This window comes from Amycolatopsis sp. NPDC059657 (assembly GCF_042734395.1).
Lineage (GTDB): Bacteria > Actinomycetota > Actinomycetes > Mycobacteriales > Pseudonocardiaceae > Amycolatopsis.
Genome location: NZ_JBHWEB010000169.1, coordinates 1 through 15,963, shown reverse-complemented (window position 1 = coordinate 15,963; position 15,963 = coordinate 1). Strand labels below are relative to the sequence as shown.

Genomic DNA, 15,963 nt, shown 5'->3' with positions numbered 1-15,963 from the left:
TTAACTTCACCCGCCCACCCCCTATACCAAACATCATCCTTACGGCGCCCGCGTATTATTTTTAAAACACAACCCCCCCCCCCCCGCCCCCCCCGCGGGGCGCGCCCCCCGCAGGGGGGCGCCGCCCGCGGCCAGGTCACGGACGAGCGGGAACGCTATTTTCCCGGCAGGTTGCCCTGCGCGAGATAGGCGGCCGCTTTGCGCAGAACCTCGTTCTCCTGCTCGAGCAGCCGGTTCCGTTTGCGCAGTTCCCGCAGCTCAGCGGACTCATCCTGCGTCACACCGGGTCGTTTGCCGTCCTCGACGTCGGCGGCACGCATCCAGTTCGCCAGACACGTCTCGGAGATCCCGAAATCCTTCGCGACCTGCTTCAACGGCACCTGACGCTGCCGGGCGACCGCCACGACATCGTCCCGGAACTCACGGGGGTAAGGCTTAGGCACGACTGACATCCTTCCAAGCAAGGCCGAAGCCTCACAGATCAGGTGTCAACCAAACCCTGGGCAGTCCCGATCTACGTCGGGCGAGGCTCGACACGAGTACCCTCAGACGCCAGCTCGTAGGCTGGCCGGCTCAGGATTGTTGTTCGATTTGTTGAAGGCTGAACATGGTTGACCAGGCACCCGACGCCCATACCGGCGCGAGTGCCGATGATCGGAGCGGTGCGGCCGGGCGGAGGCGGCCACTCGACGTCGAGGTGAGACTGATCCGGCCAGGCGAGGACGCGTCGGTGGTCGCGGTGGCGGCGAACGCCAACGCACCAGGTGCTGAACAGGGCGAGCCCCTCCAGCACGTGCTGGACCGTTACGGCGGCCGTATCGCACTCCCGGATCTGGCCGGCGGGTTTGGATGGTGCTTTGGTGCCTTCACCAACGGCGGCGTGAAATCGGCCGCGGTTGCGCGGCTGGGAGTCGGGTCGTTCGTTGGTAGCTTTTGCGTACCTGTGTGCGCAGTCGTGCTAGATGTCCTGGCTGTGCTCGATCTCGTATAGGTGGCCGCCTTTGATCAGCACGGAGGCTTCGACGGGAGTGTCCGTGTCGGTGAAGATGACGCGGAGCGTGCGGATGATCGGGGTGCTGATGGGCAGTCGAAGCGCTTCTACCTCTGCCGTCGTGGGGGCTCTGGTGGAGATGCGGTCGGTGTAGCGGCGTTGTGGGTGGCCGAGCTCGGCGAGCACGCGAGGGGCGCCGCCGCGGATCTTCGCGCGCTTGGCCAGTGGGGTTCCGGCGGCGATCGCGGTGGGGTAGTAGGAGGCGGACAGCTCGATGGGCTCGTCGTCGAGTAGCAGGAGCCGGTGCCGGACGGAGGCGGTCGCGCCGTCGTCGAGGTGGAGTGCTCGTGTCACATCCGCTGGCGGCGTGACTTCCTGGACGTGAAGTAGTTCGTAGCGGTAGTCGCCGTCGTCGGGGCCGATGTAGGCGGCGGCGGTGATGACGATTGGGTGGACGTCGCGGACGAAGACACCTTTGCCGGCGTGGCCGACGAGGTAGCCCTCGTCTTTGAGGTCGGCGAGGGCGCGCTGAACGGTGCTGGTGGCCGCGTCGTATCGCTCGCGCAGCTGCGCTGTGGAGGGCACTTGGGCTTGTGGTGGCAGGTCACCTGAGGTGATCTGGGCTCGTAGGTCAGCCGCGATCTGCTGATGGCGTGGCCGGGTGTCGTGCGTGCGGGGCAAGGTTGCGGCTCCGTGTCCAGGGTGGCGCGGGGTCAGAGCGAGAGTGTGTAGCGAATCCGGTGTCCGGGCGCCACCTTCGTCATGATGCTGGCTTCGACGGGCTGCCCGTCTCCGGCGTAGATCACGCGGTGGTGCACCAGCACGCAGGAGGGTTCGGGCAGCCGCAGCGTGGCGCGTTCGTGTGCGTCGGCGATCCGGGCGTCGACGTCCTCGACGACCCGGTCGCCCTGGTACCCGAGTGTGGCCAGGTAGGCGGCCGCGCCTCCGGGGATCTTGCGGGGGTCGGCGAGGCGGGTGCCGCGTGCGATGGACATGGGGTAGTAGGAGTCGGCGAATTCGATGGGCTGATCGTCGAGCAACACCAGCCGCCGACGGACCACGGCGGTCTCGCCGGGCTCCAGGCGCAGCATCTGACGTACTTCCTCAGGCGGGGCGTCTTCGTCGACGCCGAGGATCTTGTGCGTGCCGCGGTGGCCTTGCTGCGCGGCTTCGAGCGCCCACATGTCGCCGGGTTCGCCCGACACGTAGGGCAAGGAGACGCTGGCCCAGGTCTTCTCAGGACTCATCGGCCAGCTCTTTCCTGGCAGAGGGCGCGGCCGTGGACAGTATTCGCACATCGGCACCTTAGCGTCAGCGAGTGTTCGTGATCGTCACCCAGACGCACCTTACTGCCATATCGGTATGGCAGTAAGGTTGGTGGTTCGTGAACCCTCCCGGGAGGTAGCCGTGACCCAGTCCCTGACCTACGCACCGCCGGCACACACCGCCAACCCCGAACTCGACGCCCGCCGCCGCGAGGTTCGCCCGGTCGTCGCGGTGCTGGTCGCGGTCGGCAGCGTGCTCGCGGCCGAGGACGCCGCGATCAACGACATGACCGCGCATCTGCCGCCCTCGCCCGCAACCTCACCCTGCGCACTCTGCTCGAGCGAAACCTGGCCCTGCGCGCGCTTCCAGGACGCGGCAGCTCGCATCACCGCCCGAGGACTGCGCGCGGACGACGTCGTCCCCGCCGAGCTGCACCCCATCCTCTGGCCGTCACCCACGCCTCGCCCGACGCCCGCGCAGGAACGCTACGAGGCCGCCTGGCCGAAGCCGTGAGCCGTGACGCCGCAACAGTCTGAGGAGCTCACGATGACCACATCCGCCGCCTCGGGCGCCGACCACCAGCGACTCAGCGGCGCGCCGACGGCGATCATCCTGCAGCCGACCAGCTTGTGTCCGTTGAACTGCACGTACTGCTATCTGCCGCAGCGTCACCTCAGCCAGCGCATGACACCCACCATCGCGGCGGCCATCGCAGCGAACATCCCGGACGACTGGTCGGCACAAGCGCCGGTGGAGATCGTGTGGCACGGCGGCGAACCACTGGCCATCGGCCGCGAGCGGCTGATCGAGCTGCTGGCACCGTTCGAGCAGCTGCGCACCCACGGCCGTGTCCGGCACGTGGTGCAGACCAGCGCGACGTTGATCGACGACGCCTGGTGCGCGGTGCTCACCGACTACGACTTCGCGGTCGGGGTCAGCCTCGACGGGCCCGAGCACGCCAACCGCCACCGCGTGGACCGCCGCGGCCGCCCGGTGTTCGACCGCACCCTCGCCGGTATCGAGACCCTGCGCCGCCACGGACTCGACGTCACGATCCTGGCCGTCGTCAGCGCCGACAACGCCGCCGCCAGCGAGACCCTCGACTTCCTCGCGGGCACCGGCTGCACCCGGATCGGGTTCAACATCGAGGCCGCCGAAGCCGCCAACCGCGACGCTCACACACCCCCGCTCGACCAAGCCCGCCGCTTCTGGCGCGACGCGCTGGAGTGGGGCGAGACCCACCCGCAGGTCGAGATCCGCGAACTTGAGCGGCTCCTGCGCTTCCTCGCGCTGGACAAGCAGCACCGCGACGCCGACACGCGACATGACCCGCTGCCCACGATCGGGTTCAACGGCGACGTCGTTCTGCTGTCCCCGGAACTGCTCGGCGTCCACGAACCCCGCTATAGCGACTTCGTCGCCGGCAACGTCACCACCGAACCTCTCCCGCAGATCCTGCGTCGCGCCGCCGAGGCCGGCTACGTCCGGGAATTCCTCGACGGGGTCGCGCGCTGCAAAGCCAGCTGCGAATTCTTCGCCTGGTGCCAAGGCGCGCACGCCGGAAACCGCTACTTCGAACACGGCACCTTCACCGCCACCGAGACAAACCACTGCCAGACCACGTATCAGGCGCCCGTCCTGGCCCTGCACGACCACACCATCGGAAAGGACATCTCCGCATGACCACCCTCGAACAACTCGCCACCACCGACCACCTCGCCCTGCGCACGCTGATCCAGACCAAGCGGCACACGGCCAGCGTGGCGGCGCGGCGTCCTGGCGCGGACTGGGGGCGTAAAGGCACGAGCTGGGGTAAGGAAGGCACGTTCCACAAGAACCGCTAACCTCCGCACCTCCGAAACGACGCAGGAAGCAGGGTGCCCGGCCGATGGATGACCAGGACATCGAGGCCGCCGTCGAGCAACGCCGCCTGTGGCTGGAACACCAGCTCCAGGCCGCCGCCGACCGATTCGGCGTCACCACCCGCGGCGACACCGTCAACACCTACGACATGCGCTCGGCCGGGCGCCCCGCCCGCACCAGCGACGGCGAACCGGTGTGGCTGCGTGTCGTGCTGGAAGATCCCGACTACCAGCCTCACTGCCGATGGGACGGCAACGTCACCGCCAACGCGATCGCGAACGTGCCCAAACCGACCGTGCACCAGTGGGCCGATTGGGCGGCAGGTGAGTACGCGCCCGGCCGCCGGGTGCGCGGGGAGGTCATGGACCTGGCCCCGGGAGCGGCAGTCAGCCAGGAGTCCATCCTGCACGACGATCCCGGTCTGCCGGATCAGTGGTGGTCCGACCTGACCGCCGCGGTGGCCGCGTTGGCCGCTCATCCTGTTCCGGAGCCCGACGATTTCGACCTCGCCGCAGTCATCATGGGCCATGTCGAGGCGCACTTCGGCGTCACCCTCGACCCGGCGCTGTTTGCCTCGCTAGCCTGGACCGCCGCGCACACCGACCTGCACTGGGCCAACCTCGCCGGACCACAACTATCCATTATGGACTGGGAGACCTGGCGCCGCGCGCCCGCTGGATACGACGCGGCCACGCTCTACTGCGCCAGCCTGCTGCACCCGCCAACCGCGCGACGCGTGCGGGACACGTTCGCCTCGGTGCTCGACACCGCCACCGGCCGGGTCGCGCTCCTCGGCGTCGCCGCACGCTACCTGTGCCTCACCACCGACGACCACCTGCAATTGGAACCGCATCTGCACTCCCTCGGCGAGAAACTACTGAAGCAGCTGTAACTGCAGGGCCGATTGACTCGACACATTCGCCCAAGGGTGGCATCGGAATCGGGCGGGGGCACGGAATACGCTCAGGCGGTCGCGGCCGACCGGATGCCGCGGACAGCAGCTGCTCACCTAAGTGACAACACCGTGTCGAACGCGAAGTCGGCCCGGGTGGCAGTTGATAATCGTAGCCGTGCTCTGGCCGCGTCCGTTGCGGGCCGCTTTCAGCATGCTCAGCGCGCGCTGGTTGAGTGGTTCTCGAGCCATGATTTCGTCCTGTCGTCGACAGCGGGTTCGGTCGCTACCGCAAAGCCTGGCAAGTGACGGTGTCGAAGAATCCGGGCTGCAGGCCTCCCATGTGTGGGTCCGGGATGCCTCCGGTCGCCACCAGTGCCGGCTGGGTGATGGTTGCGAGCCGGGCGACCGGTGGCCGTCCGTCTCCCAGGCAGGCCGCGTCATAGGCGAGCGTGGGGGCGAGCGCTTCCAGACCGGGCCAGAACGAGGAGGCGCGTGCTCCGGCGATGTCCTCGCCGGATGAGCCTGCCAGGCGCATGAACAGTGCGATCGCGTCGCCGCGGTGACCGTCGGCGAGAGCCACGGTCAGCCGGTCTACGTACTCCGACCACTGCTGTGCCGCTTCGTCGTCGATCAGGTAGGGGACCTCGTACACGGCGATCCGGTCGATGGCGAGTCCGGCGGCGGCCGCTTCGAGCGCGAGCGCTCCGCCGGACGAGGCACCGAACAGGTGCACCGGCCCGCCGGCCTCGCTGATCAGCGCGTTGATGTCCTCGATCTCGCGCTCCACCGCGTACGGATGGGTGTCGCCGCTGTCGCCCCGGCCGCGTCGCGCGTAGTTGACGACGGTGAAGTGCCGCGCCAGCTCCGGGACGAGCGCCGCGTTCTCCGAACCGTCATCGAGCCCGCCTCCCACCAGAATGACGGCCGGACCGGTTCCGGCGCGTTGGTAGGCGATCGACGTGCCGTCTTTCGACATCACATGGGGCATTCGGACTCCTCGGGAGATCCACTAGGGACTCCTAATTTAGGAGCAGTAGCTACGCCGACACAAGTGTCAGCTGCTAGGATCGAGTGATGCGTGGCTACGACGATCCGTGCGGCATCGCCCGAGCGCTGGGCCTCATCGGAGAACGCTGGGCGCTGCTGGTGGTCCGCGAACTGGTCTTCGGCCCGAAGCGGTTCACCGACCTGAGGCACGGGCTGCACGGCATCAGCGACAACGTCCTTTCCCAGCGTCTTCGTGAACTGGAACAGGCCGACATCGTGCGGCGGCGCAAGCTCGGACCACCGAGCAGTACCTGGAGCTATGAACTGACCGAGCGCGGACGCGAGCTGGAGCCCGTTCTGACCGCCCTCGGCCAATGGGGCAGCCGATTCCCGGTCAGCGACTCGACCCACCGGGAGCTCAGCATCGACGCGCTGATCTTCGCCTTGACAACCACCTTCGACGCCGACATCGCCGGCCGCCTCGAGACAGTCGTCCAGCTAAACGTCGGTGACGATCGCTTCCGAGCCGAGGTCAGAGGCGGACATTTCCGGGTGGCACGCGGCAACGCCGACAAGGCCGATGTCACCATCATCGCGGAGGCATCGACCCTGCAGGCACTCGTGTTCGCTGGACAATCGCTCGCGCAGGCCGAAGCGGCCGGCGAGGCCACCATTGTCGGCGACCGCTGCGTCGCCGAGCACCTGCTGCGCTGTTTTCCCCCGTCAGTCCGGTCCACAAGGGTCACCTAGTCCCCGCCAGGCTGAGCCAGTAGGAGAAATTCATGAGCCAAATGTCGCCAGATTCGCTGGTGGATCGTATCGTGCGAGCGTCCCAATGGCGTGGGGCCAGTCAGCCTGGCCGGGATTGGTCCACCGTGGAAAGCGTGCTGGGGACTGCTTTGCCGTCCGACTACAAGTTGCTTATGTCGCGATTCCCCTCAGGAACGTACCGTGACATCATTTGGGTGGCGAACCCGATAGACGCGCGCACCGACCTCGGTGAATTCGCAAGGCGTGAGGTCGAAGAGGTACTCGGCGTCATCGGGCACGAGGAAATGACTTATTTGGACGGCACATCGTACCGGCTGTTCCCGGAAGAAGGGGGACTTCTGCCGTGGGGTGATGATGGTCAGGGAGGCTGGTTCTGCTGGATCACCAGCTCGGCGGATCCCGACCAGTGGCGCGTGACCTACTACGACGACGGTATGGACGAATGGCGCGAGCGTGACGGCCCGGTGAGCAGGATCATCTGGGAAGTCATGACCCGCGACGATGACAACATCATGCACTGGGATCTCGGGGACAGACCGGCTGTTTTCCGGGTTCCGTCGACCTATGCCGGTGACGGCGAATGGATCCCGCATCCAGAATACGAATAGGCTGTGGGTGCGGCCGCACCTTGTGGGAAAGTCTTGTCATGTCGTTGCCACTGCCCACGGTTCGGCCCGACGCGGTTGAGCACTACGCCGAGATCCTCGACAACGAGACGCTGCCGTCGGAGGCGTTGTGCCTGACCGCGGTGCGCGGTGTGTCGGTCGAGCAGGCACTGGTGCGCTTTGACGCAGTCGGAAGCGGCCGTGCGGCGACGCTCGATGCCGTAGGGCTTGCGTCGGTCAACGCGTTCCCGGACGAGCTTCCGCTTGTCGTGGCGGGGGAGCGCGATGGCTGGGTGATCCTCGCCGAGAACAACGGTTTCCAAGGGGCACAGCCTCAGGTGTTGTCCCGGCTATCGGAAGGCACTGTCGCGGCGAGCGTTTACTGGAACGTCAACCTCGACAATGCGATCGGTTTGGCGCACGATGGCGAGGCGCTCGCGGAGTTCGACTTTGTCACGGGTGCGGGAGTTCCCGCGCCCGAGCTGGCGCCGTTTCTCGCGGAGCTTGATTTCGAGGATGCGGAGCTCATGTGCGCGGCGGCGCTGGCCTGCCTCGAGCGCGTGTCAGGTGTGCGGCTCGACGCGCACTGGGCATCGACGCCACACATCGCCAGTGCGATCGTGCCCTCCGAACGGTTCGCGCTACCCAGTGCGGCGGCCTGGCTCTCCGCAAACACCCCCGAGGTCTATCAGGCAGTGCCCGATGCCGACCGGCGCCTGCTGCGCGAGGTCGCGACGATAGCCGCGACACGAGCCTGCGCAGCAGCGGGCGTCACTGACCCGCACGTGCTCGGCTGTCTCGCGCACGACGTCGAAGCCCTTCCTCGCGAGGCGACCCAGCGTGCGTATGACGTGCTGACCATGCTTGCTCGGGGAGAGTACGGGCAGGCATTGAGCCTGCGCTGGGACAGATGCGGACCCGATGGAGGTGACCGTGATCGCGACGCTCGGCTGCACGCGGATACCACCGAGGAAAGGGCGTTGACCGCGCGAGCACATGCCATCGCCGCGGTCCGGTCCCGCTACGCGCGAGATCCAGCCGACGCGGTAGCGCAGACGGTGGTCAACACCTGTCACGCGGGCCGTGCACAGTGGAACGACACGCGCAGGGAACTCGCTCTCCGCCTCACCGAGCGGCCCTGACCACCCGGATTGACTCTGTCGCGTAGCAGGATCCGCCTGGTACTCCGTTGTCGAAATCGGCAGGAAGTTGCAGGCCCGCGCAGGTATTCATCGTTGAACTCGGAAAATCGTCCGGATAACGTTTTGGCAAGGCGAAAAACGATTATCGGGAGGTAAGAATGAACATCGACGCAACCACCGTGGTCGCCCAGCTGGACCTGTGGGCCGAGGAGCCGGGCACCATGATCGCGGCCGACGGATGTCCGCCCTGTGCGGGAACGTTGGCCACTGCTTGCACCACCATCAGCTGTGCGAGTTCCCAGGCAGGCTGCTAAGTCGTCAAGCCCTGAACGCCCCTTTCGCAACGCTCAATCTGGATCCACCGGTCAGTTTTGGGGTTCGTTTTTCCGGGCGGTGACCGAGAAGAACGCGCCTGCTTCGCGGATCGCGGCGATGATCGGGCCGGTGCAGAACGCCGAGTCCGCGCGCACCACGATCATGCCGGTGGCTCCGGCGCGCCGGGCCAGGTGCCGCCGGGGGTGGTGTGGAAGACGGGGTTCATCGCGGACCTCATGCCATCGGTTGCGGGAGCTGGTTGAGCCGTGACTCCGGCTGGACGGGGTGGTTCATCGCGGCGGGCGCCGTGTACAGCCGCGGGGTGCCGAGCAGTCGCGCCTGGGTGCCGAAGGCGATCGGCATCGCTTGGGGCACCAGGACTTTCACCACGACCGCGCCGGCCGCGCGTGCTTCTCTCGGAGTGATGTCGACGGCCAGCACCTCCGCGCCGTCCTCGGGTGCGCTTGCCCGCAGCGCCGAGCGCAGCATGGCCAGCTCGCGGTGGATCTTGGCGACGGCGGCCGACGGGGCCAGCCCGGCGGTCGTGGCGACCACCTGCGCGAGCAGATGGTCATGGTCCGCGAGCTGCAGTCCGAAGAAGGCAGGGACCCCGAAGTCGGTGGTGGCGTCGAAGAGCAAGGTCTCCAGGCCTGCCTCGCGGCTGCGCTCGAGGTACGGGCGCAGCCGCGAGGCAGGTCCGGGGCGGAGAACGCCAGCCTGGGCAGGCGCAGCCGGTGCAGCCAGGCGAGCATGAGCGCGTCAGCCACACCATCCTGGCGGGCACGTACCGCGGCCGTTCGTGGGTGAGCGACCACGCCCGCACTCAGCGGATAAGTGTGTTGTCGTCCGGCGGGGTCAACGGGAAACGCGGCAGTGCGAACTCGGCGGCCGACGGCCGTGGCCACGCGGTCGGGACCACCGAGTCAGTGCCCAGCTCGTCGGCGGTCGCGGTGACCAGCAGGTCTTCGGGCACGGCGAGGGTCGCGTAGCGCTCGAGCGATTCGGCGGCGGCGAGGAGTTCGGCGCGCGGGGTCGAGATCCCCGCCTGCGCCGTCGAAGTTCCCGCCGATGGCCATCGAACGTCGCCAGCCGTCGAGCTGCGTGAAGATCTCGCCGAGCTCGCCGAGCGTACCGACACCGACCGGGATCCGCGGCTCGCCGACGGCGTTCGCCGTGCGGACGACGAGGCCGTACGGCGAGACCAGCGCGCCCATGGCGGTCAGCGAGTCGGCGGTCATCAGTGGCCGCCCGCCGGGACGAATCCCCAAGCCTGGATGAAGAAGTCCCGTTCGGATGTCTCGGACGCGGGCTCGAAGGCGTATCCGGCGGCATGGGCCTGGGAGCGGGCTACCTCGGCGTCGGGGAGCTGGTTGAGCCGGGTGGCCCGCGTGGTCACCGAAGGCAGCGCGGTGAGCCGCTGGGCGACCGCGGCGCCGAACCCTTCGTCGTGGAGAACGAGCACGTGCAGGGGAAGTCTCCTTTCGGAACGGTCAGGCGAAGGGCTGGGGCCAGGGATTGAGCTCGCCCGGTTGCCGGACCGGATAGCCGCACGCCGCGGGTGCGGCGAAGAGGCGGGGACTGCCCAGGAACTGGGCGCGATGGGTGAAGGAGAGCGGCTGCAGGCCTGGCACGATGGCCTTGACGGCGGTGAGGCCCGCTTCGCGTGACTCGTCGCAGCCGATGTCGACCGCGAAGACGTCCAGCCCGGCTTCTCCCATTCGGGCCAGCAACTCGGTCAGGTATTGCTTGGGGTCGCGCGCCGTCGCGCCCGTCCGGAGGTCTGACAGCCGGATCGTGCCGCCTGCCCTGCCGGGGCCGAGGAGGAAGTCGAAGGCTTCGGCGTGCTCGGCCTTGCCCATGTAGAGCGCGCCGTCGAGGGTGCCGCGGATCATGCCCGCCTCAGTGGGCACCTCGTCGCCGCGATACTCGAGCGCGAGCCGGCAGCTGATGGCTTCCCGTACCGCGTTGGCCGCGGCCTTGCCGGGGGACGGGTTGATCCCGCAGCCCAGCACCTGGCGCAGGTGGGGAGAGTGGTGCTCTTGGTAGACCGCGTACACCGTGGGGACGCCGAGATCGAGCGTCGCGTCGAACAGCCGCATCGACAGGCCCGGGTTCGTGTCGAACTGAGCGAGTAACTGCTCGAGTTCGGGGAAGCCGCTGTCGACCTCGATTTCGGGCAGGGGGAGCCGCTGGTGCCAGACGATCGAGATCGCGTCGCGCTCGATGACCTCCAGCAGGCCGTTGAGCAGCGCCTGCCATGGGTCGGAGTGGATGGCGCAGCCGGTGGTGTTCGGCGCGGTGATCCGGGTGACGCCGGGGTCGTGGAAGCAGAGCCAGACCAGCTCGGCGGGAATCCAGGTGAGCCTGGCGTCGGCCAGCCGGACCCCGCGTACCCAGGACCGGGGCAGGTCCTTGCGCGCGGGGCCGATGTCGTGCAGCTTGTCGGCCAGCTCCCGCTCGGACAGCCGGGGCAGCGTGTCGAGGTCGAGTGCCTCGGTGCCCAGCTCGTCGGCGGTCGCGGTGACGAGCTGGTCGCGGCTGTAGACGGCCGAGCAGTACCGTTCCAGCGCCTCGGCCACCGCGACCCACTCGGCGAGATCGGCGTCGAAACCGCCGCCCGCGCCGTCGAGGCCGGTGGTGGGCGCCCCGGTCCGCTCGGCGAACACCGCGACCTCGGGCAGCGGCCAGCGCAGGTCGCCGACGCTGGAGCAGGCGATCGGCAGCCCCGGGCTGCCTTCCGGCACTCGCAACGGCGTCGCGGGCAGTACCGGGCCGAGCATGCCCACGAGCGGGGACAGCCGTGCGCGCAGCGCGGCCGCCGCGTCGGTCATGGCCGAGGTGCCGGCCGGTGCGAGGTTCGCCATGTCCACCAACTCTCTGCGTCGGAGAGTCAGCAATGTAAGCGCTTTCCAAATAGCTGAAAGCTATTCGAATTCAGCTGCTTCGTGCGTGACTCGTTGTATTCGATTAAACAGCTCACGTCGCGATCAGGTCACGAAGAACAGCCAGCAGAACTGGGAATCAGGAACTTCTTCCGGTGGTTTTTCGGGTCACGGAAGACTGCCGCACAAGTGAAACAGCGTTATCGGTGAATCGGGTGGGTCAGCGAGTGCCGGTGGCGGTCCGGTCCGCGTGGGTGACCTCGAGTGCGGCGGTGAGCCGCGAGCCGACCTGGCCAGGCGAGACCGGGGTCGTGAGTGTTTAGACCGGTTAGAACCGGCCGTACCCCTCACGACCTCACGACGGCCTGCATGCCGCGTGCGGGCTCACTGAGCGCCGATCACATCGGGGCGTGTGAAGCTGGGCGGTTCACGATTCAGTTGGGCGGCATCGGGGTTCGCTGCTGCATGCGCGAGTGGTGAACAGTCGGCTCGGGCTGACATGTTCGCGGGGAACGGGAAGGCGTAGAACCGGATCGCGACTTCCCGCGTGTTCGCCTGCGGCCGGTCGTGCAGCAGGCAATAGCGGGTGAGCAGTTCGTTGTATTCGGCGGTGAAGTTCGCGAGCTCCGCGGCGGTGAGGTGGGTGACCGCGCGTTCGCCCTGGCCCCACGGCCCGAATTCGTCTCGGTGCTCGGCGGCCCAGCCGAGCAGCCGCAGTTCGCCCGCGTACTTCGCCGCCAAGTAGGCCGCGACCTTCGGCCGGTCCGGCTCGTCGACCTCGTCGAGCACGGGCAGCCGCAGCGATTGGCCCGCCGTCCGCCACTGACCGTCCGCGCACTGCCGGACGTATCCACCTTCGGCGAGCCGTCGCAGCCGCGCGCTCACCTCATCGCGCGGGTGACCGAGCGCGGTCGCCAGCGTGTGGGGAGTGGCGCTGCCGAGTGCGCTCAGTTCGCGTGTGAGCCGCTGGTAGGAGGGGTCATTGTGCAGCTCGATGTCCTGCACGGTCAGATCTCGGCTCGGCATTCCGCCGGTGAGCAGCTGCCTGGCCCGCCAGGCGAGCACGACCGCGAGCGGAACTTCCACGAAGACCGCCATGGCGACGCTGACCATGTGGTCCGGTGCTGACCAGTCGAGTACGACGTCGAACCAGGCGTCGCAGCAGAGCAGCGCGGCCGTGGCGGCCAGCATCGGAACGGCCGCGCGCCGCCGTCGCAGGCCCAGCCAGGCCGCGACGCCGAAGCAGCAGACCAACGCGATGTCGAAGCCCACCCAGGCCGACCGCCATTGTCCGGTGCCGTGGCCGGCGGGCAGCGTGTACGCCAGATAGACCGTCCACGGCACCAGCAGCAGCGCGGCCGCGCCGAGCAAGGTGAGCAAAAGGCGTCGGATCATACCGGCACGGTAAGCGAATCCGTGCCGAAGATCATCAGGGCTTTCCCTTAGTGGGCGGGAAACGCGGTTGCCCACAGTCCACAATCGACGACAGGATGGTCCGGTGCTCCACCAGACGATCATCCGCAAGACCTCGCGTGTCCCGCGCGCCGATGCCGCGCCGGGCGACGGTGCTCCCGTCGCGCGGCAGATGGACGCCGTGCTCGTCGGTGCCGGCTTCAAGTCGAGTCGCGAGCTGCTGGAACACGTGTCCGGTCTCGAGCCGGGCGCGGCCACGGCGGTCGCCGAGCGGGTCGTCGGCGCGGCGCGGGCGATGGCCGGCGACGACGTCACCCACAACTCGTACTTCCTTCACTTCCCCGACGGTGTCCCGGACACCGTCGAGTTCTGGGCACGCTGCCTGCGCGACGCGCTCGTCACGCCTCGACGCGATCGCACGGCGCCGCTCGGCTGGCTGAACCTGCTCGACCTGCCCGCGTATGGCCGCTACCAGCACACTTACGCCGAATTGCTGGCCGCGCACGACGAGCTGATCGGCTCGGTGAAGGACCGGGTCACCGTCCTGCACCTGGGCGCGACACTCGCCGAGGAGACGAGCGCGCTCTACCGCGAACTCGCCGTCAGCCCGGCGCCGCTGGGCGAGGCGGACCTCGAACTGCTCGCCGAGCTCGCGCTGGCGTGCGTCGACGAGGCGCAGCCGGAGGAGATCCCGGTGCGGGAAAACCGCGCCGTGGTCAACAGCGTCCGGCTCGCCGAGGCCCGCGCCCTGATCCCGGTGGACACCGTGACCGACGTGCTTCGCCTGGCCTGCCGGCTTTCGGGCGGCGACGTCACGCTGGCGACGCCGACGAGGTTCCGCAGTTTCACCCGCCGTGAGCGGCGCGCGCTGCTCGGCGCGCTCGACCAGGTCATCGACGGCCACCGTGCCAAGCTCGGCGACGTCGCGCGGTTCGCCGGTGCCTGGAAACGTCTCGGTGAGGGACTGCACCCGCACGAGTACCCGCGGTTCCCGCACGCGGCCGACGTTTTCGCCGTCGCGCGCGGAGAGCGGACCGTGCGGACACTGGCGGGGCGTGCCGAAGTGGCGATGCGCTCGGGTGACATCGGCACGACCGCCAGTATCCTCACCGCCGCGCCGGGCATGCTGGTGCGCTCGCTGGACCGGTTGCTGCGTCAGGCTGCACCGTCCGAAGTGGACACCGTGCTCGACGCGCTGGAGTCCGTCATCGGCTCGGTTTCGGGCAGGGTGCTGTGCTCGGTACGTGAGCATCTGCTGAACCGGTCCACTGTGGACCCGGCACGGGTGTTCACCAACCGTGCCCGGCGCGCCTGGGTCGCGGTGGACGCGCGCATGCCGGTGACCAGGGACGTGGTCGCGCGGGTCAGCGAGATCATCGACGCCGAACTGGTCGCGCGGATGCCTGTCCGCGACCGGCTCGTCGTCGATCCGGCCGTGCTCGAGGTGGCGCTTCCGTTGTCGGGCAAGGCTTCCGAGGACGGGTTCGCCGTGCTCCCTCGCGGGTCGCGGGTCCGACTCGACCTCGGGCACGACGACGTGCTGCGGTTCTTCACGTACTGGCGTCAGCGCGACAGGCGCACCGACTTCGACCTGTCGACGCTGCTGCTCGACGAGAAGTTCGAGTACGACGGGCACGTGTCGTGGACGAACCACCGCTTCGACGGCGTCGTCTACTCCGGCGACATCACCGAGGCCGCCGACGGCGCGACCGAGTTCATCGACGTGTCGCTGCGGAAGATCCGCGCGAGGTGCGTCGTGCCGCAGGTCAACGTGTACTCGGGGGAGGGCTTCAACGACGTGGCGGAGTCGATGTTCGGCTGGATGAGCCGCGGCCGCGCCCAGCGGGGCGCGCCGTTCGAGCCGCGCACGGTCCGCACCCGCTCGGAGATGCGTGGCAACGGGCGCGTCGCACTGCCGGTCGCGTTCCTGCGCGACGAGGCGGGCGCGTGGTCGGCGACCTGGCTGCACCTGTACCTGTCGGGCTCGCCGAACTTCAACCGGGTCGAGTACAACCGGGTGAGCACGGGCCTGCTGGCGCGGTCGATCCTCCGGCGCCGGTACCTGACCGTGGCGTACCTGGTCGACCTGATGCGTGCCAAGGCGGGAAGGGTGACGCCGTGGCAGCCGGGGGAGGAGCTCGCCGAGCCGGTGACCTACCTGGGACTCGACCGGCCGGACGGGCTGCCCGCCGGCTCGACCGCGATCACGCTGGACCGGCTTAACCAGTTGATCCCGGGTTGATCATCTCGGTATTCTGACGACTCGAGGCAATGAGGGCACTTCCTTCTACCCTCTTGTAATGATGCCTAGTTCCCTCCCTCTCCTCGCGCAGCTGCCCGCCGGAAATCCGGCGGGCAGCTGCGTTTTCCGGTCAGCCCGTCCAGGGATACAGTGGACTGCGTCAGCCGAACACCTGATCGACCAGGATGCGCGGTGAGTCACACAGGACGGGAGGACGTCGTTGAGCCGCAGCGATTCCTTCGTCCACCTGCATGTGCACACCGAGTACTCGATGCTCGACGGTGCGGCGAAGATCGCGCCTCTGTTCAAGGAGGCGGCGCGGCTGGAGATGCCCGCGGTCGGGATGACCGATCACGGCAACATGTACGGTGCCGACGAGTTCTACCAGCAGGCCGTCAAGCACGGGCTTACCCCGATCATCGGTATCGAGGCCTACATCGCGCCGGAGAGCCGGTTCCACAAGAAGCCGGTCTTCTGGGGGCAGGCGAATCAGCGTGGTTCCGATGAGCTGGGTGAGGGCGGTGACGTCTCGGGTGCGGGTGCGTACACGCACATGACCATGCTCGCGCAGAACTCGACCGGGCTGCGGAA

19 protein-coding genes are annotated in these 15,963 nt (G+C 68.2%); 10 read left to right on the top strand and 9 right to left on the bottom strand.

From position 1 onward, the window contains the following. Positions 1-155: 155 nt before the first annotated feature. From ACFV15_RS44595 to ACFV15_RS44585, 3 genes are all read right to left on the bottom strand, one after another. Positions 156-443, bottom strand: coding sequence for a transposase (locus ACFV15_RS44595; RefSeq protein WP_378359095.1), 288 nt, complete (start codon positions 441-443; stop codon positions 156-158). Positions 444-958: 515 nt separating this feature from the next. Then, entirely contained in the window at positions 959-1,672 is a 714-nt protein-coding gene (locus ACFV15_RS44590; protein ID WP_378359094.1) for a GntR family transcriptional regulator, read from the bottom strand. Positions 1,673-1,704: 32 nt separating this feature from the next. After that, positions 1,705-2,238 carry a GntR family transcriptional regulator gene (locus ACFV15_RS44585; RefSeq protein ID WP_378359093.1) on the bottom strand — a complete coding sequence of 178 codons (534 nt, stop codon included), beginning with the start codon at positions 2,236-2,238 and terminating at the stop codon, positions 1,705-1,707. A gap of 160 nt (positions 2,239-2,398) precedes the next feature. Between ACFV15_RS44585 and ACFV15_RS44580 the strand changes: the two genes are divergently transcribed. From ACFV15_RS44580 to ACFV15_RS44565, 4 genes are read left to right on the top strand one after another with little or no spacing between them, the layout of a single operon-like run. Beyond that, complete coding sequence (locus tag ACFV15_RS44580) at positions 2,399-2,770, top strand: hypothetical protein (protein WP_378359092.1); 372 nt, start codon at positions 2,399-2,401, stop codon at positions 2,768-2,770. A gap of 33 nt (positions 2,771-2,803) precedes the next feature. After that, positions 2,804-3,940: a cyclophane-forming radical SAM peptide maturase AmcB gene (amcB, locus tag ACFV15_RS44575; protein ID WP_378359090.1), complete on the top strand. Its 1,137-nt coding sequence runs from the start codon at positions 2,804-2,806 to the stop codon at positions 3,938-3,940. Next, on the top strand, positions 3,937-4,101 hold the full coding sequence (gene amcA, locus ACFV15_RS44570) for a multiple cyclophane-containing RiPP AmcA (protein ID WP_378359089.1): 165 nt from the start codon (positions 3,937-3,939) through the stop codon (positions 4,099-4,101). Before amcB ends, amcA begins: the two co-directional genes overlap by 4 nt. Positions 4,102-4,145: 44 nt before the next feature. Next, the gene (locus ACFV15_RS44565) at positions 4,146-5,012 is read left to right on the top strand and encodes a hypothetical protein (protein ID WP_378359087.1); all 867 of its coding nucleotides are present in this window, start codon (positions 4,146-4,148) and stop codon (positions 5,010-5,012) included. 286 nt (positions 5,013-5,298) lie between these two features. Here the strand turns inward: ACFV15_RS44565 and ACFV15_RS44560 are convergent, their stop codons facing one another. Beyond that, on the bottom strand, positions 5,299-6,003 hold the full coding sequence (locus ACFV15_RS44560) for an alpha/beta fold hydrolase (protein WP_378359085.1): 705 nt from the start codon (positions 6,001-6,003) through the stop codon (positions 5,299-5,301). 86 nt (positions 6,004-6,089) lie between these two features. On the opposite strand from ACFV15_RS44560, the gene ACFV15_RS44555 reads away from it, so the two are divergent. From ACFV15_RS44555 to ACFV15_RS44540, 4 genes are all read left to right on the top strand, one after another. Then, positions 6,090-6,752 (top strand): winged helix-turn-helix transcriptional regulator, encoded by a 663-nt coding sequence (locus tag ACFV15_RS44555; protein ID WP_378359083.1) that lies wholly within the window; start codon positions 6,090-6,092, stop codon positions 6,750-6,752. A gap of 32 nt (positions 6,753-6,784) precedes the next feature. Then, complete coding sequence (locus ACFV15_RS44550; protein WP_378359081.1) at positions 6,785-7,381, top strand: SMI1/KNR4 family protein; 597 nt, start codon at positions 6,785-6,787, stop codon at positions 7,379-7,381. Positions 7,382-7,419: 38 nt separating this feature from the next. Then, positions 7,420-8,520, top strand: a complete 1,101-nt coding sequence (locus tag ACFV15_RS44545) for a DUF6461 domain-containing protein (protein ID WP_378359079.1) — start codon at positions 7,420-7,422, stop codon at positions 8,518-8,520. A gap of 158 nt (positions 8,521-8,678) precedes the next feature. After that, on the top strand, positions 8,679-8,834 hold the full coding sequence (locus ACFV15_RS44540; RefSeq protein ID WP_378359077.1) for a hypothetical protein: 156 nt from the start codon (positions 8,679-8,681) through the stop codon (positions 8,832-8,834). 235 nt (positions 8,835-9,069) lie between these two features. Here ACFV15_RS44540 and ACFV15_RS44535 read toward each other — a convergent pair whose 3' ends face one another. From ACFV15_RS44535 to ACFV15_RS44515, 5 genes are all read right to left on the bottom strand, one after another. Then, positions 9,070-9,519 (bottom strand): YcaO-like family protein, encoded by a 450-nt coding sequence (locus ACFV15_RS44535; RefSeq protein WP_378359098.1) that lies wholly within the window; start codon positions 9,517-9,519, stop codon positions 9,070-9,072. A gap of 239 nt (positions 9,520-9,758) precedes the next feature. After that, the gene (locus tag ACFV15_RS44530; RefSeq protein WP_378359076.1) at positions 9,759-10,073 is read right to left on the bottom strand and encodes a hypothetical protein; all 315 of its coding nucleotides are present in this window, start codon (positions 10,071-10,073) and stop codon (positions 9,759-9,761) included. Next, positions 10,073-10,297: a hypothetical protein gene (locus ACFV15_RS44525; RefSeq protein ID WP_378359074.1), complete on the bottom strand. Its 225-nt coding sequence runs from the start codon at positions 10,295-10,297 to the stop codon at positions 10,073-10,075. Before ACFV15_RS44525 ends, ACFV15_RS44530 begins: the two co-directional genes overlap by 1 nt. Positions 10,298-10,325: 28 nt before the next feature. Continuing rightward, the gene (locus tag ACFV15_RS44520; protein WP_378359072.1) at positions 10,326-11,699 is read right to left on the bottom strand and encodes a YcaO-like family protein; all 1,374 of its coding nucleotides are present in this window, start codon (positions 11,697-11,699) and stop codon (positions 10,326-10,328) included. A 402-nt stretch (positions 11,700-12,101) separates the two neighbouring features. Further along, positions 12,102-13,112 carry a MarR family transcriptional regulator gene (locus ACFV15_RS44515; RefSeq protein ID WP_378359070.1) on the bottom strand — a complete coding sequence of 337 codons (1,011 nt, stop codon included), beginning with the start codon at positions 13,110-13,112 and terminating at the stop codon, positions 12,102-12,104. Between the two features lie 103 nt (positions 13,113-13,215). Between ACFV15_RS44515 and ACFV15_RS44510 the strand changes: the two genes are divergently transcribed. Beyond that, positions 13,216-15,372 carry a hypothetical protein gene (locus tag ACFV15_RS44510; protein ID WP_378359068.1) on the top strand — a complete coding sequence of 719 codons (2,157 nt, stop codon included), beginning with the start codon at positions 13,216-13,218 and terminating at the stop codon, positions 15,370-15,372. Positions 15,373-15,643: 271 nt separating this feature from the next. Beyond that, on the top strand, positions 15,644-15,963 hold a 320-nt coding region (locus ACFV15_RS44505; RefSeq protein ID WP_378359096.1), incomplete at its 3' end, for a PHP domain-containing protein.

Bases quoted from the DNA above. Each gene is read 5' to 3' on its own strand.
- ACFV15_RS44560 (WP_378359085.1), bottom strand. From the start codon at position 6,003: ATGCCCCATGTGATGTCGAAAGACGGCACGTCGATCGCCTACCAACGC.
- ACFV15_RS44520 (WP_378359072.1), bottom strand. From the start codon at position 11,699: ATGGCGAACCTCGCACCGGCCGGCACCTCGGCCATGACCGACGCGGCG.
- amcB (WP_378359090.1), top strand. From the start codon at position 2,804: ATGACCACATCCGCCGCCTCGGGCGCCGACCACCAGCGACTCAGCGGC.
- amcA (WP_378359089.1), top strand. From the start codon at position 3,937: ATGACCACCCTCGAACAACTCGCCACCACCGACCACCTCGCCCTGCGC.
- ACFV15_RS44565 (WP_378359087.1), top strand. From the start codon at position 4,146: ATGGATGACCAGGACATCGAGGCCGCCGTCGAGCAACGCCGCCTGTGG.
- ACFV15_RS44540 (WP_378359077.1), top strand. From the start codon at position 8,679: ATGAACATCGACGCAACCACCGTGGTCGCCCAGCTGGACCTGTGGGCC.
- ACFV15_RS44585 (WP_378359093.1), bottom strand. From the start codon at position 2,238: ATGAGTCCTGAGAAGACCTGGGCCAGCGTCTCCTTGCCCTACGTGTCG.
- ACFV15_RS44555 (WP_378359083.1), top strand. From the start codon at position 6,090: ATGCGTGGCTACGACGATCCGTGCGGCATCGCCCGAGCGCTGGGCCTC.
- ACFV15_RS44515 (WP_378359070.1), bottom strand. From the start codon at position 13,112: ATGATCCGACGCCTTTTGCTCACCTTGCTCGGCGCGGCCGCGCTGCTG.
- ACFV15_RS44545 (WP_378359079.1), top strand. From the start codon at position 7,420: ATGTCGTTGCCACTGCCCACGGTTCGGCCCGACGCGGTTGAGCACTAC.
- ACFV15_RS44530 (WP_378359076.1), bottom strand. From the start codon at position 10,073: ATGACCGCCGACTCGCTGACCGCCATGGGCGCGCTGGTCTCGCCGTAC.
- ACFV15_RS44550 (WP_378359081.1), top strand. From the start codon at position 6,785: ATGAGCCAAATGTCGCCAGATTCGCTGGTGGATCGTATCGTGCGAGCG.